The following is a 21406-nucleotide window of genomic DNA, read 5'->3' on the forward strand; positions in this document are numbered from 1 at the left end:
GCGAGAACCGAAATGTCCGAAGACAACATCCTCACCGCTCACGGCTGGGTTCGCGGCCGGCTGATCCACGAACACGGCAAAGTCGTGTCGATCGAAGGCGTGCCCTGCGATCCAGCCGACAATGACTTGCCCTACCTGCTGCCGGGTTTCATCGACCTGCACGTCCACGGCGGTGGCGGCAAAGACATCATGGAAGGCGCCAGCGCCTTCGAAACCATCACCCGCACACACGTGCGCTTCGGCACCACTTCGCTGCTGGCCACCACCATGACCGCGCCGAGCGCCGAGATCTCCAGCGTGCTGAAAGAGGTCGGCGAGTTCTGCGAACAGCGTCCGCAAGGCGCCGCCCGGGTACTCGGTGTGCATCTCGAAGGCCCGTACATCAACCCCGGCAAACTCGGCGCGCAACCGAACTTCGCCCACACCGCGTTGATGGCCGAAGTCGAGGAATACCTGGCGCTGGCGCCGATCCGGGTGATCACCATCGCTCCGGAAATCGCCGGCCACGACGTGTTGATCCGCGAACTCAGCAGCCGCGGCATTCGCATGCAGATCGGCCACACCCTCGGCAGTTACGAGGAAGGCGTCGCCGCTCTGGAGGCTGGCGCGACCAGTTTTACTCACTTGTACAACGCCATGAGCCCGCTGCATCACCGCGAGCCGGGCATCGTCGGCGCCGCGTTGGCTCACGCCAAATTCGCCGAGCTGATCCCGGATCTGCTGCACGTGCACCCCGGCGCGATCCGCGTGGCCCTGCGATCGATCCCATGCCTGTATTGCGTCACCGATTCGACCGCGGCCGCCGGCATGCCCGACGGTGAATACAAGCTCGGCAGCCACACCGTGACCAAATGCCTGGGCGGCGTGCGCCTGCCCGATGGCACGTTGGCCGGCAGCACCCTGACCATGGATCAGGCCCTGCGCAACCTGGTGAAGATCGGTTTGCCGATCAGCGAGGCCTCGCAGCGTCTGTCGCAATTTCCCGCCGACTACCTCGGCATCACTGAACGCGGGCGCCTGCAACCGGGTGCCTGGGCCGACTGCGTGCGGCTGGATCGCTCACTCACATTGACCGCCGTCATGGTCGAAGGAGAAGACATTGACTTCAAAAATGCTTGAAGAGGCGCTGTCCTCGTTCGAGGCCGTGCAAGCCCAACTGCAACAGCTCGACCCGCAAATGATCGAGATCGCCGGGCGCCTGCGCCGCCAGCCGCCGCAAGTGGCGATGACCGTCGCGCGCGGCAGCTCCGACCACGCGGCGAGCTACTTCGCTTACCTGACCATGCAGCAACTGGGTGTGCCGGTGGCGTCGTTGCCGATGTCGGTGGTGACCATGCAGCAGGCGCCGCTGAAGGTCAGCGGTCAGGTGGCGTTCGCCTTTTCGCAATCGGGGCAGAGCCCGGATCTGGTCAACAGTCTGCGACTGTTGCGCAAGCGTGGCGCCCTCAGTGTGTCGATGGTCAACGCTGCCGATTCGCCGTTGGAAGCCGCATGTGAATTCAGCCTGCCGCTGCTCGCCGGCACCGAAAGCAGCGTCGCCGCGACCAAGAGTTTTATCGCCACCCTGAGCGCCAGTGCCCGCCTGATCGCGCACTGGAAAGAAGACAGCGAACTGCTGGAAGCGCACAACGCCCTGCCCGAAGGCCTGCGCGAAGCGGCGCAGCAGGACTGGAGCGCAGCCATCGAGGCCTTGCGTGGTTGCGAACGCCTGATGGTCATCGGCCGTGGTGCCGGTTTTGCCATCGCCCAAGAGGCCGCGCTGAAGTTCAAGGAAACCTCGGCGATCCAGGCTGAAGCCTTCAGCAGCGCCGAAGTCCGTCACGGCCCGATGGCACTGATCGACGAGCATTACCCGCTGCTGGTGTTCGCCCCGCGCGGTGCCGAACAGGCCGGTCTGATCAGCCTTGCGGCAGAGATGCGTCAACGCGGCGCCCGTGTGCTGCTGGCGGCGCCGGACGACATCCTCGAACGCGACCTGACCCTGAGCCGCGCCGAACACCCGGCCCTTGATCCGATTCTGGCGATCCAGAGCTTCTACGTGATGGCCGCCAACCTGGCCGTGGCCCGAGGCATGGACCCGGATCAGCCGCGCCACCTGAGCAAAGTGACGCGTACGCACTAAGTCCGAATGACTGCACACCTGATGAGACCGAGCCATGCACAACAACAATAAAGAGCTGACCCTCAGCGCCCCGCTCAGCGGCCCGGTGCTCACGCTCGCCAAAGTCCCGGACGCGGTGTTCGCCAGTGGCGCGATGGGCGACGGTATCGCCATCGATCCGCTGAACGACACCCTGTATTCGCCCTGCGCCGGGGTAATCATCCACGTCGCCCGCACCGGCCACGCACTGACCGTGCGTGCCGACAACGGCGCGGAAATCCTCCTGCACCTGGGTCTCGACACCGTTGAACTGAACGGCGAAGGCTTCTCGATGCTGGTCAAGGAAGGTACGCGGGTCAGCAACGGCCAACCGTTGTTGCGCTACGACCTGGACAAGGTCGGCCAGCAGTGCAAAAGCCTGGTCAGCCTGCTGATCCTGACCAACAGCCAGGACTTCCAGGTGCGCCCGATCACGCTCAAACCGGTAAAGGTCGGCGATCCGTTGCTGCATATCGTTGCGCGCAACAGTTCGGTGGCAAATGCTGAAACGCTGGACGGACCCGAGGTTCACGGTCATGTGCTGGTGGCGCATCGCGGCGGCCTGCATGCACGCCCCGCCGCGCTGATTCGGCAGACCGCACAAGGCTTCAAGAGCCAGTCGCAGCTGCACTTCGCTGGTAAGTCGGCGCCGTGCAACAGCCTGATCGGGCTGATGGGACTGGCGGTTGGCGAGCAGGATGAAGTGCAAGTCAGCTGTCAGGGGCCGGACGCCGAAACCGCGCTGCAAGCCTTGCTCAATGCATTGGCGACTGCCCTGCCCGAGGACCATCACGCCGCAGCACCGGTCAGCGCCGCACCGCGCAAACGCCCGGCCGAAGCCGGTGTGCTGCACGGTGTGTGCGCGGCACCGGGACTGGTCGGCGGGCCGCTGTTTCGCTTGAGCGCGATCAGCCTGCCAGTCGATCCCGGCCATCATGATTCAACCGAACAAAGACAACGCCTCGACACCGCCCTCAATCAAGTGCGCAGCGAAATCGACGGCACCCTGGCCGAAGCCAAGCGGCACAAGAATGCCGACGAAGAAGCGATCTTCGCCGCGCACCTGGCACTGCTCGAAGACCCGGCCCTGCTCGACGCTGCGCTGCATGCTATCGACCAAGGCACGGCGGCGACTCACGCCTGGAGCCAGTCGATCGACGTGCAGTGCGAAGTGCTGCAACACACCGGCAGCGCACTGTTGGCCGAACGCGCCAACGACCTGCGCGACCTCAAGCAACGCGTCCTGCGCGCCCTGCTCGGCGAAGCCTGGCATTACGACGTGCCGGCCGGCTCCATTGTCGCTGCGCATGAACTGACGCCGTCGGATCTGCTGCAACTCAGCGCGCAAGGTGTCGCCGGGTTGTGCATGGCCGAGGGCGGCGCGACTTCGCACGTGGCGATTCTGGCGCGCGGCAAAGGTCTGCCGTGCCTGGTTGCACTGGGTGCCGCTTTACTCGATCAAGCACAGGGTCAGTCGGTGGTGCTGGATGCCGATGGCGGACGCCTCGAACTGACGCCGAACGCCGAACGCCTGGCCGAAGTCCAGCAAGCGCAAATCGAACGCCAGCAACGCCGCGACGCGCAACAAGCCAAAGCCCATCTGCCCGCCGAAACCCGCAATGGCGTGGCGATCGAAGTGGTCGCCAACGTTGCCTCCAGCCATGAAGCGGCGGACGCCTTTGCCAATGGTGCCGATGGCGTTGGCCTGCTGCGCACCGAGTTTCTGTTCGTCGACCGGCAGACCGCGCCAGACATCGAAGAGCAGCGCGCCGCCTATCAAGCTGTGCTTGATGCCATGGGTGAGCACTCGGTGATCATCCGTACCATCGACGTCGGCGGCGACAAGCAACTCGACTATCTGCCGCTGCCCGCCGAAGCCAACCCGGTACTCGGCCTGCGCGGCATTCGTCTGGCTCAGGCCCGTCCGGAAATCCTCGATCAGCAACTGCGCGCACTGCTGCAAGTCAGCCCGCTGCGCCGTTGCCGAATCCTGTTGCCGATGGTCACCGAAGTCGACGAACTGCTGCAAATCCGCCAGCGGGTCGATGCGCTGTGCCTGGAGTTGGGCATCAATCAGCGCCCGGAAATCGGCGTGATGATCGAAGTCCCCGCCGCCGCGTTGCAAGCCGAACAACTGGCCGAGCACGCCGACTTCCTGTCGATCGGCACCAACGATCTGTCGCAATACACCCTGGCGATGGACCGCGACCACGCAGGTTTGGCCGCTCGGGTCGATGCCCTGCACCCGGCGCTGCTGCGACTGATCGCCATGACCTGTGCAGGTGCGGCAGTGCACAAGCGCTGGGTCGGCGTGTGCGGTGCCCTCGCCTCCGACCCACTGGCGACGCCGGTGTTGATTGGTTTGGGCGTGACCGAGTTGTCGGTGAGCCCGGTGCAGATCGGTGAAATCAAGGATCGCGTGCGCCAGTTGCACGAGGCCGAATGCCAACGCCTCAGCCTCGACCTGTTGAAACTGAACAGCGCCGCTGCGGTTCGTCACGCCTGCCACCAGCATTGGCCTCTGCACTAACAACAAGCTCTCTATAAAGAGCAGGGAGAACCACCATGTACCAACTCTTCATCGAAGGCCTGCAACGCCTCGGCCGTGCGCTGATGCTGCCGATCGCGATCCTGCCGATCGCCGGGCTGCTGCTGCGTCTGGGTGACACCGACCTGCTGAACATCGCGATCATCCACGATGCCGGGCAAGTGATCTTCGCCAACCTGGCCATGATCTTCGCCATCGGCATCGCGGTCGGGTTCGCCAAGGACAACAACGGCACCGCGGGTCTGGCCGGGGTGATCGGTTACCTGGTGATGATCTCCACCCTCAAGGTGCTCGACCCGAGCATCAACATGGGCATGCTCGCCGGGATCGTCAGCGGCCTGATGGCCGGCGCGCTGTACAACCGATTCAAAGACATCAAGCTGCCGGAGTACCTGGCGTTCTTCGGTGGCCGACGCTTCGTGCCGATCGTCACCGGTTTCGCCGCCGTCGCGCTGGGCGTGGTGTTCGGCTACATCTGGCCGCCGATCCAGCACGGCATCAACAGCTTCGGCACCTTGATGATGGAAAGCGGCAGCTTCGGCGCCTTTGTCTTCGGCGTGTTCAACCGCCTGCTGATCGTCACCGGCCTGCACCACATCCTCAACAACATGGCGTGGTTTGTGTTCGGCAACTTCACCGACCCGACTACCGGCGCACTGGTCACCGGCGACCTGTCACGCTACTTCGCTGGCGATCCGAAGGGCGGCCAGTTCATGACCGGCATGTTCCCGATGATGATCTTCGGCCTGCCCGCCGCGTGCCTGGCGATGTACCGCAATGCGCTGCCGGAGCGGCGCAAGGTGATGGGCGGGATTTTCCTGTCGATGGCCCTGACCTCGTTTTTGACCGGGGTGACCGAGCCAATCGAATTCGCCTTCATGTTTTTGGCACCGCTGCTGTATCTGCTGCATGCGCTGCTGACCGGGTTGTCGATGGCGATCACCAATGCGCTGAACATCCACCTCGGCTTCACCTTCTCCGGCGGCTTCATCGACATGGTGCTCGGTTGGGGGCGCTCGACCAATGGCTGGCTGGTGATTCCGGTCGGGCTGGCGTACGCCGTGGTGTATTACGCGGTGTTTGATTTCTGCATCCGCCGCTTCAATTTGAAAACGCCGGGGCGTGAGGATATCGCGGCGGCTGACAAGGCTGTTCTCACTGAGAACGAGCGCGCGGCGGCTTACATCAAGGCACTCGGTGGTGCGGAGAATCTGCTCACCGTCGGTGCCTGCACTACCCGGTTGCGTCTGGAAATGGTTGATCGTAACAAGGCTTCCGACGCTGATTTGAAGGCACTGGGTGCGATGGCCGTGGTACGCCCGGGCAAGGGCGGCAGCTTGCAGGTGGTGGTTGGGCCATTGGCCGACAGCATCGCCGACGAAATCCGCCTCGCCATGCCGACGCTGGGGCGTGCGTTGGTGGCTGCGCCTGCGGTGGTGGTCGAGGAATCGAAAGCCGTATTGGTCACAGCACCGGAAGCCCAACAATGGCTGACTGCCTTGGGCGGTAGCGAGAATGTGCTGCAACTGGACTGCATCGCCCTGACCCGTATTCGCCTGCAACTGGCCGATGGTAAAGCGTTGTCCGAGGCGCAGTTGAAAGAGTTGGGTTGCCAGGGTGTCAGCCCGTTGGAAGGTGGGGTCTGGCATTTGTTGATTGGCGAGAAAGCGGCGAGTTTGAGTGGGGCGATTGAGGCGTTGGTTAATCGGAGTGAGGTCAGCGCCAAGGTATAACCCACAGCGAAACTCAAAGCCTCACTGATAAACGGAAGGCCGCTGGGCTGTGGAGCTCAGCGGCTTTTTTATCGGGTGTTTACTCGACTGTGACGATGAACGTACGTGGGGCAGAGACACCCGCCGGTCCTCTGGCCGTGATCGAATGCATGCTCACTGACAAATCCGTCAAGTGAAAGTGCCAAGTGCCTGCAGCGTCAGCGACTGCTTGCCCCTTCAAAGTAGCACCGTCGAAAATCTGGAGTTCATCGCCGGCAGACGCCAAGCCGCTCGACTGCACAACAGTGGAGGAGGTGGTACCGCTGTTTGGAATCTCCTCGCCTTGGCTGTCTTTCATGGAGGTAATTACCGGCACAGTGTTTTTTTCAGTAGACATAGCAAAATCCTTCTTACCTGTTGTGAATGGAAGTCTCATCAGACAGAAGTTTGCCGAATCGCACCACTGTCAGAAATTACAGGTAAGCGGTGGTTTCCGATGATTGGTCATCATCAAGGCGGCCCTGGGCATTGAACCCAAAACTCGATCGCCGAAGGCTCGCTACCACGTGAGGTCTCAACTCCCTAAAAGGAAATGAGATCCGCGACGGGACGAGCCGGTTTGCGATGATCATCCGATGAATCAGGTCTGTGGATCGACTCGATCCAGCGCGCGGTTTACCGCGAGTTCGGCGAGCATGACGATTTGCTGGATCGCCAGAGCGGTGCTGCGTTGCAGGCCGCTGAGTTCATTGGCGAAGTTGCTGGCCATGGCACTGGCCGAGGCCAACGATTCGTAGGCGTGGGCTAGCAGGGTTTCGGTGTCGATGCTTGGGTTGACCAGGAACACTGTGCTGGGCTGATGCGCCTGAGCGGGTTGCGGGGTGAAGTAGAAATCGACAGCGCGCTTGATGGCTTCACGGTCTTTCGTCAGGTCTTCGACCCGGATGGCGTCGACGGGTGGTGCTGTGGTTTCGTGGGGTGGATCGGGTATTAGCTTATCCATGTCTCAATTTCCTCTAATAAGTGCGAGAGCCACTTATTCCCGATCTCACTCGAAGAAAAGGTGGCAGCCATGTACGGGGTGAGATCACCGGTATGGATAAACCCGGCAGGACATTCGTCCACCCGCACACAGCCGCCATAGAGAATCGCGTCAGTTTAAGCTGGCAGCGATTATGGAGGGACATGCACAAGTATCCAAATGAATAGCCGGGGATCTCACACCCGGTCGCTGAATTGGCAGCGACAAGCAAAGCCTAGAGACCGGGCGTCCGAGGGACAACCTGAAAACCTTGTGGGAAGGTTCTGGTTATTTGACACAGATTTAAACAAGACCAATGCCCTTGGTGACCAGACTGACCCCATCGCCAGCAGGCTGGCTCCCACAATTTCAACCCGGTGTATTCAGGTAGAGATTGGTCGGCTATCAGGCCGCCATCGCTGGCAAGCCAGGCTCCCACAGGGGTTGAGTACATCTGCAATGGATCCGTCAGTTGGCAGGACGCCTTCGCGAGCAAGCCCGCTCCCACAATTTCAACCCGGTTTATTCAGGTAGAGATTGGTCGGCTGTCAGGCCGCCATCGCTGGCAAGCCAGGCTCCCACAGGGGTTGAGTACATCTGCAATGGATCAGTGAGCTATCAGGACGCCTTCGCGAGCAAGCCCGCTCCCACAATTTCAACCCGGTGTATTCAGGTAGAGATTGGTCGGCTGTCAGGCCGCCATCGCTGGCAAGCCAGGCTCCCACAGGGGTTGAGTACATCTGCAATGGATCAGTGAGCTGGCAGGACGCCTTCGCGAGCAAGCCCGCTCCCACAATTTCAACCCGGTTTATTCAGATAGAAATTGGTCGGCTGTCAGGCCGCCATCGCTGGTGAGCCAGGCTCCCGCAGGGGTTGAGTACATCTGCAATGGATCAGTGAGCTATCAGGACGCCTTCGCGAGCAAGCCCGCTCCCACAATTTCAACCCGGTTTATTCAGATAGAAATTGGTCGGCTGTCAGGCCGCCATCGCTGGTGAGCCAGGCTCCCACAGGGGTTGAGTACATCTGCAATGGATCAGTGAGCTATCAGGACGCCTTCGCGAGCAAGCCCGCTCCCACAATTTCAACCCGGTTTATTCAGATAGGAATTGGTCGACTGTCAGGCCGCCATCGCTGGCAAGCCAGGCTCCCACAGGGGTTGAGTACATCTGCGATGGATCCGTGAGCTGGCAGGACGCCTTCGCGAGCAAGCCCGCTCCCACAGTTTGAACCCGGTGTATTCAGGTAGAGATTGGTCGGCTGTCAGGCCACCATCGCCAGCAGGCTGGCTCCTACAATTTAGCAAGCGCACACCCCATGCGGCGAAGCCGCCCCACTCCAGGATGAGCGCAAGCTCGGCTGCAGCTCTTGATCTTGATCTTGATCCACAGGCGACGTCGGAAGGCTGAGTGGAGGGATTGATCCGGGGGTGGGAGCGCAGCGACCGTTTGGCGCAGCCAAACACAGCGAGAGGAGGTGCAGCGAAGCAAACCGGAGGCGCTGCGCCCGGATCGATCCCGGAGCGAAGGGACCCCGAGCCTCAGCGAGCGGGCCGAACGCAGGAGCAAGACTTTTTGGTTACTTTTGAGGCGTTTGTCAAAAGTGACCCGCCGTAAGGGCGGAACCCTAAGCAGCCGTAACCGCAGCAATGGATATGTACCCGGTCAGCCAGAACATCATTGCCCGACCCAACGCTTTCGCGAGCAAGCTCGCTCCCACAGTTGAATGAAGTCGCCAACCAAATCGCAGCCAACAAAAAACCCGCAGACAATCACTCATCTGCGGGTTTCTCGTTCCAGCAGCAGAAAGATCAGAAATCTTCCAACCGCCACACCTCATAAGCCGGCGTCTCGTAAGGGTGACTCAACTTCAAAGCCGCCACCACATCACGAATCAACGCGTCACAAACGACAAGCTCAACCTTCCACTCCTCAACCCGCTCAACCTGCCCCGCTTCCCCAATAAACGGCTGACTGCCATCCAACGGTCGAAACTGACCCAAGCCAAGCACCTGCCAAGCACAGTGGTCATAGTCCCCGATCCGCCCACCACCGGCAGCGAATACCGCGTCCTTGACCACCTCGACATGGCTGTCGGGAACAAAAAACCCGAGCTTGTACACGACGCTTAGTTCACCCAGACGCGAGCGTTACGGAACATGCGCATCCAAGGAGCATCCTCGGTCCAGTCTTCCGAACGCCACGAGTTCTGCACCGCACGGAACACACGCTCCGGGTGCGGCATCATGATCGTCACACGACCGTCGCGGCTGGTGAGACCGGTGATCCCGCGCGGCGAACCGTTCGGGTTGGCCGGGTAGGCCTCGGTGACCTTGCCGTGGTTGTCGACGAAACGCATCGCCACGCAACCGGACAGATCGGCCTCCAGCAACGCCTCTTCGCTTTCGAATTCGGCATGGCCTTCACCGTGAGCGATGGCAATCGGCATGCGCGAACCGGCCATGCCCTGCAGGAAGATCGAGTTCGACTCCTGGATCTGCACCATCGCCACGCGCGCTTCGAACTGCTCGGAGCGGTTGCGCACGAAGTGCGGCCAGAACTCGCTGCCCGGGATCAGCTCGTGCAGGTTGGACATCATCTGGCAACCGTTGCACACGCCGAGGGTGAAGCTGTCGTTACGCTCGAAGAACCCCTGGAACGCATCGCGGGCACGGCTGTTGAACAGCGCCGACTTGGCCCAGCCTTCACCGGCGCCGAGGACGTCGCCGTAGGAGAAACCACCGCAGGCCACCAGACCTTTGAACTCGTTCAGGTCGACACGGCCGGCCAGAATGTCGCTCATGTGCACGTCGATCGCGTTGAAACCGGCGCGGTCGAACGCTGCCGCCATTTCCACCTGACCGTTGACGCCCTGCTCACGCAGCACGGCAACCTGTGGGCGGATGCCTTTCTTGATGTAAGGCGCGGCGATGTCCTGGTTGACGTCGTAGCTCAGCTTGACGCTCAGGCCCGGGTTGTCTTCTTCCAGCAGCGCGTCGAACTCTTGCTCGGCGCAGTCGGCGTTGTCGCGCAGACGCTGGATCTGGTAGCTGGTCTCGGCCCACTGACGTTGCAGCAGACGACGCTGGCCTTCGAACACGGTGTCACCGTTGAAGGTGATGTTGATCTGGCCATTGTTCATCGGCTGACCGATCACCGACACGCAGTCACCCAGACCGGCCGCGCTGAACTGCGCGAGGATGTCCGGGGTGGCGTCCTGACGAACCTGGATCACTGCACCCAGTTCTTCGTTGAACAGGATCGCAGCGATTTCGGCCGAGTTTTCGGCAACGCTGTCTAGGTTCAGGCTCAGACCGCAGTGGCCGGCGAACGCCATTTCCACCACGGAGGTCAGCAGACCACCGTCGGAACGGTCGTGGTAAGCCAGCAGGTGACCGTCGGCGTTGAGGCCCTGGATCACCGCGAAGAAGGCTTTCAGGTCTTCGGCGTCATCGACGTCCGGAGCCTGCTTGCCGAGCTTGCCGTGAACCTGAGCAAGGATCGAAGCACCCATACGGTTCTGACCACGACCGAGGTCGATCAGGATCAGGTCGGTGGTGCCCTTGTCCATGCGCAGTTCCGGGGTCAGGGTCTGACGGATGTCAGCCACTGGGGCGAAACCGGTCACGATCAGCGACATCGGCGAGGTCACGGTTTTTTCTTCACCGTTGTCGTTCCAGCGGGTGGCCATGGACATCGAGTCCTTGCCTACCGGGATGGTGATGCCCAGCTCAGGGCACAGTTCCATGCCGACCGCTTTCACGGTGTCGTACAGACGCGCATCTTCGCCTGGGTGGCCGGCAGCGGACATCCAGTTCGCCGACAGTTTGATGTCGGAGATCTTGTTGATGCGCGAAGCGGCGATGTTGGTCAGGGTTTCGCCGATGGCCATGCGGCCCGACGCCGGAGCGTCCAGCAGCGCCAGCGGAGTCCGCTCGCCCATTGCCATCGCTTCACCGGTGTAGACGTCGAAACTGGTGGCGGTAACTGCGACGTCGGCCACCGGAACCTGCCATGGGCCAACCATCTGGTCACGGGCCACGAGGCCGGTGATGGTGCGGTCGCCGATGGTGATCAGGAAGCTTTTGCTCGCCACGGCCGGGTGATGCAGGACGCGCTCGATGGACTCGCTGATGTCGAGGTTCGACGGATCGAAATCATCGCCCAGCTCGGCTTCGCGAACCACCGAACGGTGCATGCGCGGGGCCTTGCCCAGCAACACTTCCAGCGGCATGTCCACCGGGTTGTTGCCGAAATGGCTGTCAGTCACGGTCAGTTGCGGCTCGGCAGTGGCTTCGCCGACCACGGCGAACGGGCAACGCTCGCGTTCGCAGATCGCCTTGAAGCGCTCGAAGTCGGCCGGGCCGACCGCCAGAACGTAACGTTCCTGCGATTCGTTGGACCAGATTTCGTGCGGGGCCATGCCCGGCTCGTCGTTGGGAATGTTGCGCAGTTCGAAACGGCCGCCGCGGTCGCCGTCGTTGACCAGTTCCGGGAAGGCGTTGGACAGACCGCCCGCGCCCACGTCGTGGATGAAGCTGATCGGGTTCTTGTCGCCCAGTTGCCAGCAACGGTCGATGACTTCCTGGCAGCGACGCTCCATCTCAGGGTTTTCACGCTGTACGGAAGCGAAGTCGAGATCCGCCGAGCTGGTGCCGGTGGCCATCGAGGAAGCGGCACCGCCGCCCAGACCGATGAGCATGGCCGGGCCGCCGAGGACGATCAGCTTGGAACCGACCAGAATCTCGCCTTTCTTGACGTGTTCTTCACGGATGTTGCCCATGCCGCCGGCGAGCATGATCGGCTTGTGGTAGCCACGAACTTCGTCACCGTGCGGGGTGGTGATCGACTGTTCGAAGGTACGGAAGTAGCCAGTCAGGGCCGGACGCCCGAATTCGTTGTTGAACGCGGCGCCGCCCAGCGGGCCTTCAATCATGATGTCCAGCGCGGTAACGATGCGCTCAGGCTTGCCGTACGGCACTTCCCACGGCTGTTCGAAGCCCGGGATCTGCAGGTTGGATACGGTGAAACCGGTCAGACCAGCCTTCGGTTTGGCGCCACGACCGGTTGCACCTTCGTCGCGGATCTCGCCACCGGAACCAGTGGACGCGCCCGGGAACGGGGCAATCGCGGTCGGGTGGTTGTGGGTCTCGACCTTCATCAGAATGTGCACCGGCTCCTGCACCGCGCCGTACTGGCGGGTTTCCGGATCCGGGAAGAAGCGGCCGGCGACGTTGCCGACGATCACCGAGGCGTTGTCCTTATAAGCGGACAGCACGCCTTCGCTGTGCATCTGATAGGTGTTCTTGATCATGCCGAACAGGCTTTTTTCCTGGCTCTCGCCGTCAATATCCCAACTGGCGTTGAAGATCTTGTGGCGGCAGTGCTCGGAGTTGGCCTGGGCGAACATCATCAGTTCGATGTCGTGCGGATTGCGCTTGAGACCGTTGAAGGCGTTGACCAGATAGTCGATCTCGTCTTCGGCCAGGGCCAGACCGAGTTCGGTGTTGGCTTTTTCCAGCGCGGCGCGACCGCCGCCGAGGATGTCGATCGCGGTCAGCGGCTTCGGCTCGGCGTGGCTGAACAGACCGGCGGCCTGTTCCAGGTTGCCCAGAACGATCTGGGTCATGCGGTCATGCAGCACGTCGGCGATTTGCTGGGCTTCGGTGTCGCTGAACTGGCCGGCCACGTAGAACGCGATGCCGCGCTCCAGGCGCTGGATCTTGCTCAGGCCGCAGTTGCGGGCGATGTCGCTGGCCTTGCTCGACCAAGGCGAGATGGTGCCGAAACGCGGCAACACCAGAAACAGACGACCGGTCGGCTCTTGTACCGGAACGCTTGGGCCGTACTTCAGAAGGCGCGCAAGCACCTGCTGTTCGTCGCCGGTCAGGACGCCGGTGACTTCGGCGAAGTGAGCGAATTCAGCATACAGGCCACTGACAGCTGGAACCTTCTGGCTCAGTTGCTCAAGGAGTTTGCTGTGGCGAAAGGCAGAAAGGGCAGGAGCGCCGCGCAGGATCAACATCTTCGGGACAGCCTCGGGAAGGGGTGTGCTTTGAGGCCGTGCATTCTAGCCTAAACCGCCCTCAACATCACCCGAAACGCTACGCACGGTTGCACTCGGATATCAATCTGTGTTTCTGCCTTTGGAGTCAAATTTCGAGGGTGTGCGAGCAGCGCTTATTTTTTCTGTCACAAAATGCCGTTCAGCCCCATTCCTGCGGGGTTTCGTGCGGTTTTGTGATCTCTAGCAGACAAGCCCTTCACTGTCGAGATATGGCGCCCGCAGCCGTTTGCGTATACTGCGCAGATGTTTTTCCCAACGGCTTTGCGTCCGCGGTACGCCAAATGGCTGATCGCAACCGGACTCTTCCTGATGCTCGGTGGCTGTGTTGATAAACCCAACACACTCGAGCGCGTAAAGGAGGATGGTGTGCTGCGGGTGATTACCCGTAACAGTCCCGCCACCTACTTTCAGGATCGCAGCGGTGAAACCGGCTTCGAATACGAGCTGGTGAAGCGCTTCGCCGACGATTTGGGGGTCGAGCTGAAGATCGAGACCGCCGACAACCTCGACGACCTGTTCAACCAGATCGGCAAGCCGAACGGCCCGGTGCTGGCCGCGGCCGGCCTGGTCAGCAGCGAGGAGCGCAAGAAACAGGTGCGGTTCTCCCACTCCTACCTCGAAGTGACCCCGCAGATCATCTATCGCAACGGCCAGTCGCGACCGACCGACCCGGCCGATCTGGTCGGCAAGAAGATCATGGTGCTCAAGGGCAGCACCCACGCCGAACAGCTGGCCGAGTTGAAAAAGAAATTTCCCGGCATCGAATACGAAGAGTCCGACGCCGTTGAAGTGGTCGACCTGTTGCGCATGGTCGATGAAGGCCAGATCGACCTGACGCTGGTCGACTCCAACGAAGTGGCGATGAACCAGGTGTACTTCACCAACATCCGCGTGGCCTTCGACCTCGGCGATGCGCGCAGCCAGAGCTGGGCGGTGGCCGCCGGCGAAGACAACAGCCTGCTCAACGAGATCAACGCCTACCTCGACAAGGTGCAGAAGAACGGCACCCTGCAGCGCCTGAAAGACCGCTATTACGGCCACGTCGATGTCCTCGGCTACATGGGCGCCACCACCTTCGCCCAGCACCTGCAGCAACGTCTGCCCAAATACGAACAGCACTTCAAGACCTACGCCAAGAAAGAGAAAGTCGACTGGCGCCTGCTCGCGGCTATCGGTTATCAGGAATCGCTGTGGCAACCGGCGGTCACGTCGAAAACCGGCGTGCGCGGCCTGATGATGCTGACCCAGAACACCGCTCAGGCCATGGGCGTATCGAACCGCCTCGATCCCAAGCAAAGCATCATGGGTGGCGCCAAGTACCTGGCCTACATGAAGGATCAGCTCGACGAGTCGATTCAGGAGCCGGACCGCACCTGGTTCGCGCTGGCGGCGTACAACGTCGGCAGCGGTCACCTCGATGACGCACGCAAACTGGCGTCCCGCGAGGGCCTGAACCCGGACAAGTGGCTGGATGTGAAGAAGATGCTGCCGCGCCTGTCGCAGAAGCAGTGGTACAGCAAGACTCGCTACGGCTACGCCCGGGGCGGCGAACCGGTGCATTTCGTGGCGAACATCCGTCGCTACTACGACATCCTGACCTGGGTGACCCAGCCACAGCTTGAAGGCGATCAGGTGGCCGAGGGCAATCTGCATGTGCCCGGCATCGACAAGACCAAGCCGGCGCAAGAGCCTGCGCCGCTTTAATCAGCCCCCTGAATCCCCTGTGGGAGCGGGCTTGCTCGCGAATGCGGTGTATCAGTCAAAGAATATGTCGACTGACACACCGCCTTCGCGAGCAAGCCCGCTCCCACATTGGGTTCTGGGTTGTTGATTAGTGCTTGGCGGCCGCCAGGATCAGCGCCTTCATCTCGGACACTGCGGACTTGAACCCGACGAACAACGCATGCGCCACCAGCGCATGGCCGATGTTCAGTTCGTTGATGCCCTTGATCGCCGCCACGGCTTCGACGTTGTGGTAATGCAGGCCATGCCCGGCGTTGACGATCAGGCCTTGCGCCAGACCAAACGCCACGCCGTCCGCCACGCGTTTCAACTCTTCAGCCACTTCGGTCGGGGTTTCGGCGTCGGCGTAGCGCCCGGTGTGAAGCTCGATGGCCGGCGCACCGATGCGCTTCGACGCAGCGATCTGGCGTTCGTCGGCATCGATGAACAGCGACACTTCGCTACCGATCTTCGACAGGCGCTCGACCGCTGCCCTGATGCGTTCCTCCTGCCCCGCTACGTCCAGGCCGCCTTCAGTGGTCAGCTCCTGACGGGTTTCCGGCACCAGGCAGATGTGCGCCGGACGGATGCGCTCGGCGAACGCCATCATTTCTTCGGTGACGCCCATTTCAAAGTTCATGCGAGTCTGCAGCACATCCTTGAGCAGCAGCACGTCGCGCTCCTGAATGTGCCGGCGGTCTTCGCGCAGGTGCACGGTGATGCCGTCGGCGCCCGCCTCTTCCGCGTCCAGCGCAGCCTTGACCGGATCCGGGTAGCGCGTGCCACGGGCCTGACGCAGGGTGGCGACGTGGTCGATGTTCACGCCAAGAAGAATGCGATTGCTGGTGGTCACGGATGCGCTCCTGAAGGGAAAGATTCGGCGCACAGCATATCAGGGCTTGCGAAAGAGCTCGCGGCTGACGAGGGGGCGACCGCCCAGATGAACGGCCAGTGCCTGACGCATCAGACGCTTGGCTGCCGACAGTGCGCCGGGGGCGGACCAATCGGCTTCGGCCATGGCCAGTAATTCAACGCCGTTGAACAAGCCCGGTTGCAGCAGGTAGACCCGCTCAAGCCCGGCATCCACTTGCAGGCGATAGAGACCGTCCGGCGCGACCGGTTCGCTGTGGATATCGGTGTTCAGGGAGAAGCCGTAACCGAGATCGTCCAGCAGGCGCCATTCGAAGGAGCGCAACAACGGCTCCAGCGGGCGACCTTCGGCGAGCGCCAACAGCGTGGCAGCGTAGTGATCGAACACCGCCGGGTGCGGGTCTTCGGCGGGCAGCAGGCGGATCAGCAGTTCATTGAGATAGAGGCCGCTGAACAGCGCCTCGCCGACCATCCAGGTCGCATTACCGGCACTTTCCATGCGCCCGACATTCTTCAGCTCACCCTTGCCACGAAACTCGACTTCCAGCGGCACGAACGGTCGCGCCAGTGTCCCGGCCTTGCCCCGCGCACTGCGCAGCACCGCCCGCAGCCGACCTTGCGGCGTGAGGAAGTCGACCAGCGCGCTGGTTTCGCGGTAGGCGCGCGAATGCAGGACGTAGGCGAGTTGGGCGGGAGGCGGGGTTTGCGACATGAAGTTCTCGATGAAGAAACGCGGTTTTGCACACAACCCAAAAACTACTGTGGGAGCGGGCTTGCTCGCGAATGCGGTGAATCAGTCAAAGTATATGTCGACTGACACTGCGCATTCGCGAGCAAGCCCGCTCCCACAGGGGGTTCTCTGAAGGATCAGAAAACCGCTATTACAAGTCGCCGTAACCCAGCGAACGCAGTGCACGCTCGTCGTCGGACCAGCCGCCCTTCACCTTGACCCACAGGTTGAGCATGATCTTGGAGTCGAACAGCAGCTCCATGTCCTTGCGCGCTTCGGTGCCGATGCGTTTGATGCGCTCGCCCTTGTCGCCAATGATGATCTTCTTCTGGCCGTCACGCTCGACGAGGATCAGCGCATGGATGTGCAGGGTCTTGCCCTGCTGCTTGAACTCTTCGATCTCGACGGTGATCTGGTACGGCAGCTCGGCACCCATCTGGCGCATGATTTTCTCGCGCACCAGTTCGGCGGCGAGGAAACGGCTGCTGCGGTCGGTGATCTGGTCTTCCGGGAAGAAGTGATCGTTCTCCGGCAGATGATCGGCGATGACCTTTTCCAACGCGTCGAGGTTGTGCCCGTGCTGCGCGGAAATCGGGATGATCTGCGCGTTCGGCAGCTGTTCCTGCAACCACGACAGGTGCGGCATCAGCTCGGCCTTGTCTTCGATGCGGTCGGTCTTGTTCAGCGCGACGATCAGCGGGCCGGTCACGTACTGCACGCGCTCCAGCACCATCTGGTCTTCTTCGGTCCACTTGGTGCGGTCGACCACGAAGATCACCACGTCGACGTCTTTCAACGCCGCCGAAGCGGTCTTGTTCATGTAGCGGTTCAGGGCCTTTTCGCCACCCTTGTGCATGCCGGGGGTGTCGACGTAGATCGCCTGCACGTCACCCTCGGTCTTGATCCCGAGCATGTTGTGGCGAGTGGTCTGCGGCTTGCGCGAGGTGATCGCGAGCTTCTGGCCGAGGATGTGGTTGAGCAGCGTCGACTTACCGACGTTGGGACGGCCGACGATGGCAACGTAGCCACAGCGAGTTGCGTTTGTATCAGTCATTGCCATTCTCCACGCCCAGGGCAATCAGTGCTGCGGCGGCCGCTACCTGTTCGGCAATACGACGGCTCACACCCTGACCCCGGCTTTTTTCATTCAATAAGACAACTTCGCACTCGACGAAGAAGGTACGGCAGTGCGGCTCACCCTGGATGTCCACCACTTCGTAGCGTGGCAGTTCGCAACCGCGCGATTGCAGGTGTTCCTGCAGACGGGTCTTGGGATCCTTGTTGGTGTCGACCAGCGTCAGGCCTTCGAACTCGCCGGCCAGCCAGGCCAGTACGCGCTCGCGGGCGACGTCCATGCCGGCATCGAGGTAGATCGCACCGATCAGCGCTTCGAGGGCATCGGCCAGAATCGATTCGCGACGGAAGCCACCGCTTTTCAGTTCGCCCGACCCCAGACGCAGGTAATCGCCCAAGTCGAAACCACGGGCCAGCACGGCCAGTGTCTCACCCTTCACCAGGCGTGCGCGCAAACGCGACAACTGGCCTTCGCGGGCCAGCGGGAAGCGATCGAACAACGCCTCGCCTGCGACGAAGTTGAGGATGGCATCGCCGAGGAATTCCAGGCGTTCGTTGTTACGCCCGGCAAAGCTGCGGTGCGTGAGGGCCAGCAGCATCAGCTCCTGATCCTTGAAGGTGTAACCGAGCTGGCGCTCGAGACGGCTTAGAGAAACGCTCACGGTTTACCCACGCTGAGTTCGTGGCTGGATTCCACCGCCATCGCCGGGGTACGGCGCAGGCCTGGGACAATTAACGCTGTGTTCAAAAATTACATCCTGAATATCGTGGCTTCATGCCCCGGAGCCGATTTGTGTCGACTCCAGAAATGCATTCGGCGCTGTGGTCAACAGCGCCGTGTTTGATTACTTGATCAGGCCAACCCGCGAGAAATTCGGCAGGTGGCTGAGTTTCGGTTCCGGCCAGCTCATCCAGACAGCGAAGGCTTTGCCGACGATATTCTGGTCGGGAACCATGCCCAGCAGATCCTTGGGAATGTTCGGGTCATCCCAGTAGCGACTGTCGTTAGAGTTGTCGCGGTTGTCGCCCATCATGAAGTAGTGCCCGGCCGGCACGGTCCAGGTATGGTCCGGCGTAGCGCGGTAGCGGCTCATTTCCTTGCGGATCAGGTGCTCGGCGGCGCCGAGTTTTTCCTTGTAGAGTTCCGCGCTGCCCAGCGTGCCCGGCTCGGAGCCGACCAGTTGCTCGGCAATCGACTCGCCATTGACGAACAGACGCTTGTCAGCGGTGTAACGCACCGTATCGCCCGGCAGGCCGACTACACGCTTGATGTAGTTGACGTTCGGGTCGCTCGGGTAGCGGAACACCATCACATCGCCACGCTGTGGATCACCGACTTCGATGACTTTCTTGTCGATCACCGGCAGGCGGATCCCGTAAGAAAACTTGTTCACCAGAATGAAGTCGCCGACGTCCAGGGTCGGTTTCATCGAGCCGGACGGGATCTGGAACGGTTCCACCAGGAACGAACGCAGCACCAGCACGATGAACAGCACCGGAAAGAACGACTTGCCGTATTCAACCAGCAACGGCTCTTTGTTCAGCTTCTCGACCACCACGGGCTCGGGCTGGCTGACACTGCCTTGATAAGAGGCAATGGCAGCACGCCGACGCGGCGCCAGGAACAGCAGATCGAGCAACGCCAACAGGCCGCAGACGAACACGGCGATGACCAGCAACAGCGGGAAATTTAGTGACATAGGACCTGACTATTCCAACCTGAGCACGGCAAGGAAGGCTTCTTGTGGAATTTCCACGTTGCCGACCTGCTTCATGCGTTTCTTACCGGCCTTTTGCTTTTCAAGCAGCTTTTTCTTACGGCTTACGTCACCGCCGTAGCATTTGGCCAATACGTTCTTTCTGAGTGCCTTGACGGTGGTCCGGGCGACGATCTGACCGCCAATGGCAGCCTGGATGGCCACGTCGAACATCTGACGAGGAATCAGTTCTTTCATCTTCTCGGTCAACTGGCGACCTTTGAAGTGCGAATTGTCACGGTGCACGATCAACGCCAGGGCGTCGACCTTGTCACCGTTGATCAGCACGTCCAGTTTCACCAGATTAGCCGATTGGTAACGATCGAAATGGTAATCCAGCGAAGCATAGCCGCGACTGGTGGATTTGAGGCGGTCGAAGAAGTCCAGGACCACTTCGTTCATCGGCAAGTCATAAGTGACCTGCACCTGATTGCCGAGGAACAGCATGTCGACCTGTACGCCGCGTTTCTCGATGCACAGGGTGATGACGTTACCCAGGTGCTCCTGCGGAACCAGGATGTTGGCACGCACGATTGGCTCGCGCATGTCTTCGATCGCCGACACATCCGGAAGCTTGGATGGGTTGTCGACGTAAATCGTTTCACCGGTTTTCAGCACCAGCTCGAAAATTACCGTTGGCGCGGTGGTGATCAGGTCCAGGTCGTATTCGCGCTCCAGGCGCTCCTGGATGATCTCCATGTGCAGCATGCCGAGGAAGCCGCAACGGAAGCCGAAGCCCAGTGCATCGGAACTTTCCGGGGTGTACTGCAGCGACGAGTCGTTCAGGGTCAGTTTCTGCAGCGCTTCGCGGAAGTCCTCGAAGTCGTCGGAGCTGACCGGGAACAGACCGGCGTAAACCTGTGGCTGGATGCGTTTGAAGCCGGGCAGTACCGGGACATCCGGAGTCGAGCTCAGGGTCAGGGTGTCACCGACCGGCGCCCCGTGAATGTCCTTGATGCTGGCGATGATGAAGCCCACTTCGCCGGCCTTGAGGTCAGCGGTGGCGGTGTGTTTCGGATTGAACACACCGACGCTGTCGACCAGGTGGATCTTGCCGGTGGATTTCACCAGGATCTTGTCGCCCTTCTTCACGCGGCCATGACGCACGCGCACCAGGGAGACAACGCCCAGGTAGTTGTCGAACCAGGAGTCGATGATCAACGCTTGCAGCGGATCTTCGATGTTGCCGGTCGGCGCAGGAATGGTCGCGACCAGACGCTCGAGCACTTCGTCGACACCCAGGCCGGTCTTGGCGCTGCAGGTGACGGCGTCGGTGGCGTCGATGCCGATGATCTTCTCGATCTCGTCCTTGACGCGGTCCGGCTCGGCCTGTGGCAGGTCGATCTTGTTCAGCACCGGCATGACTTCGAGGCCCTGCTCGATCGCGGTGTAGCAGTTGGCCACGGACTGGGCTTCAACACCCTGACCGGCATCGACCACCAGCAACGCACCTTCACACGCCGCCAGGGAACGGCTGACTTCGTAGGTGAAGTCGACGTGGCCCGGGGTGTCAATGAAGTTCAGCTGGTAGGTGACGCCATCTTTGGCTTTGTAATAGAGAGTAACGCTGTGGGCCTTGATGGTGATCCCGCGTTCGCGCTCCAGATCCATGGAATCCAGTACCTGGGCTTCCATTTCACGCTCGGCCAGGCCACCGCACATCTGGATGAAACGGTCAGCCAGCGTCGACTTGCCATGGTCAATGTGGGCGATGATGGAGAAATTGCGGATATGACTCAAATCACTCACGGATCAACACTCAAAAA

General features: G+C 61.3%; 15 protein-coding genes. 5 read left to right on the forward strand and 10 right to left on the reverse strand.

Features of this window, described 5'->3' with window-relative positions:
• Positions 1–12 precede the first annotated feature (12 nt).
• Genes nagA through nagE form a run of 4 tightly spaced genes read left to right on the forward strand, consistent with a single transcriptional unit; the run spans position 13 to position 6421 of the window.
• Complete coding sequence (gene nagA, locus AC27VU_RS21125) at positions 13–1119, forward strand: N-acetylglucosamine-6-phosphate deacetylase (RefSeq protein WP_473018881.1); 1107 nt, start codon at positions 13–15, stop codon at positions 1117–1119.
• A complete protein-coding gene (locus tag AC27VU_RS21130; protein ID WP_103521336.1) occupies positions 1112–2122 on the forward strand; it encodes an SIS domain-containing protein in 1011 nt (336 codons plus the stop codon). The genes nagA and AC27VU_RS21130 overlap by 8 nt, the downstream gene beginning before the upstream one ends.
• Before the next feature lie 34 nt (positions 2123–2156).
• Entirely contained in the window at positions 2157–4670 is a 2514-nt protein-coding gene (gene ptsP / locus AC27VU_RS21135; protein WP_488724855.1) for a phosphoenolpyruvate--protein phosphotransferase, read from the forward strand.
• Positions 4671–4705: 35 nt separating this feature from the next.
• Complete coding sequence (gene nagE / locus AC27VU_RS21140) at positions 4706–6421, forward strand: N-acetylglucosamine-specific PTS transporter subunit IIBC (protein ID WP_488724856.1); 1716 nt, start codon at positions 4706–4708, stop codon at positions 6419–6421.
• A gap of 79 nt (positions 6422–6500) precedes the next feature.
• On the opposite strand, the gene AC27VU_RS21145 is transcribed toward nagE, so the two are convergent.
• From AC27VU_RS21145 to purL, 4 genes are all read right to left on the reverse strand, one after another.
• Positions 6501–6797 (reverse strand): hypothetical protein, encoded by a 297-nt coding sequence (locus AC27VU_RS21145; RefSeq protein ID WP_488724857.1) that lies wholly within the window; start codon positions 6795–6797, stop codon positions 6501–6503.
• Positions 6798–7040: 243 nt separating this feature from the next.
• Complete coding sequence (locus tag AC27VU_RS21150) at positions 7041–7403, reverse strand: DUF6124 family protein (RefSeq protein ID WP_488724858.1); 363 nt, start codon at positions 7401–7403, stop codon at positions 7041–7043.
• A 1828-nt stretch (positions 7404–9231) separates the two neighbouring features.
• Positions 9232–9543, reverse strand: a complete 312-nt coding sequence (locus tag AC27VU_RS21155; RefSeq protein ID WP_047601396.1) for a YqfO family protein — start codon at positions 9541–9543, stop codon at positions 9232–9234.
• Between the two features lie 5 nt (positions 9544–9548).
• Positions 9549–13445 carry a phosphoribosylformylglycinamidine synthase gene (gene purL / locus AC27VU_RS21160; protein WP_488724859.1) on the reverse strand — a complete coding sequence of 1299 codons (3897 nt, stop codon included), beginning with the start codon at positions 13443–13445 and terminating at the stop codon, positions 9549–9551.
• Positions 13446–13730: 285 nt separating this feature from the next.
• Between purL and mltF the strand changes: the two genes are divergently transcribed.
• The gene (gene mltF / locus AC27VU_RS21165; RefSeq protein ID WP_080593223.1) at positions 13731–15191 is read left to right on the forward strand and encodes a membrane-bound lytic murein transglycosylase MltF; all 1461 of its coding nucleotides are present in this window, start codon (positions 13731–13733) and stop codon (positions 15189–15191) included.
• 127 nt (positions 15192–15318) lie between these two features.
• Here mltF and pdxJ read toward each other — a convergent pair whose 3' ends face one another.
• From pdxJ to lepA, 6 genes are all read right to left on the reverse strand, one after another.
• Positions 15319–16062 carry a pyridoxine 5'-phosphate synthase gene (gene pdxJ, locus AC27VU_RS21170; protein ID WP_003221938.1) on the reverse strand — a complete coding sequence of 248 codons (744 nt, stop codon included), beginning with the start codon at positions 16060–16062 and terminating at the stop codon, positions 15319–15321.
• Between the two features lie 39 nt (positions 16063–16101).
• The gene (recO, locus tag AC27VU_RS21175; RefSeq protein ID WP_103484915.1) at positions 16102–16791 is read right to left on the reverse strand and encodes a DNA repair protein RecO; all 690 of its coding nucleotides are present in this window, start codon (positions 16789–16791) and stop codon (positions 16102–16104) included.
• Between the two features lie 169 nt (positions 16792–16960).
• Entirely contained in the window at positions 16961–17863 is a 903-nt protein-coding gene (gene era / locus AC27VU_RS21180) for a GTPase Era (RefSeq protein WP_003221935.1), read from the reverse strand.
• The gene (gene rnc / locus AC27VU_RS21185; protein ID WP_024011703.1) at positions 17856–18545 is read right to left on the reverse strand and encodes a ribonuclease III; all 690 of its coding nucleotides are present in this window, start codon (positions 18543–18545) and stop codon (positions 17856–17858) included. Before rnc ends, era begins: the two co-directional genes overlap by 8 nt.
• A 183-nt stretch (positions 18546–18728) precedes the next feature.
• Positions 18729–19583 (reverse strand): signal peptidase I, encoded by an 855-nt coding sequence (gene lepB, locus AC27VU_RS21190; protein ID WP_003221931.1) that lies wholly within the window; start codon positions 19581–19583, stop codon positions 18729–18731.
• Between the two features lie 9 nt (positions 19584–19592).
• A complete protein-coding gene (lepA, locus tag AC27VU_RS21195) occupies positions 19593–21389 on the reverse strand; it encodes a translation elongation factor 4 (protein WP_003221926.1) in 1797 nt (598 codons plus the stop codon).
• Between the last annotated feature and the right edge of the window lie 17 nt (positions 21390–21406).

It is taken from the genome of Pseudomonas sp. 14P5.3.2, assembly GCF_057799175.1.

What these genes read in the sequence shown, in the direction of transcription:
- nagA (WP_473018881.1), top strand. Translation starts at nt 13, where the DNA reads ATGTCCGAAGACAACATCCTCACCGCTCACGGCTGGGTTCGCGGCCGG.
- AC27VU_RS21130 (WP_103521336.1), top strand. Translation starts at nt 1,112, where the DNA reads ATGCTTGAAGAGGCGCTGTCCTCGTTCGAGGCCGTGCAAGCCCAACTG.
- ptsP (WP_488724855.1), top strand. Translation starts at nt 2,157, where the DNA reads ATGCACAACAACAATAAAGAGCTGACCCTCAGCGCCCCGCTCAGCGGC.
- nagE (WP_488724856.1), top strand. Translation starts at nt 4,706, where the DNA reads ATGTACCAACTCTTCATCGAAGGCCTGCAACGCCTCGGCCGTGCGCTG.
- AC27VU_RS21145 (WP_488724857.1), bottom strand. Translation starts at nt 6,797, where the DNA reads ATGTCTACTGAAAAAAACACTGTGCCGGTAATTACCTCCATGAAAGAC.
- AC27VU_RS21150 (WP_488724858.1), bottom strand. Translation starts at nt 7,403, where the DNA reads ATGGATAAGCTAATACCCGATCCACCCCACGAAACCACAGCACCACCC.
- purL (WP_488724859.1), bottom strand. Translation starts at nt 13,445, where the DNA reads ATGTTGATCCTGCGCGGCGCTCCTGCCCTTTCTGCCTTTCGCCACAGC.
- mltF (WP_080593223.1), top strand. Translation starts at nt 13,731, where the DNA reads ATGTTTTTCCCAACGGCTTTGCGTCCGCGGTACGCCAAATGGCTGATC.
- recO (WP_103484915.1), bottom strand. Translation starts at nt 16,791, where the DNA reads ATGTCGCAAACCCCGCCTCCCGCCCAACTCGCCTACGTCCTGCATTCG.
- era (WP_003221935.1), bottom strand. Translation starts at nt 17,863, where the DNA reads ATGACTGATACAAACGCAACTCGCTGTGGCTACGTTGCCATCGTCGGC.
- lepB (WP_003221931.1), bottom strand. Translation starts at nt 19,583, where the DNA reads ATGTCACTAAATTTCCCGCTGTTGCTGGTCATCGCCGTGTTCGTCTGC.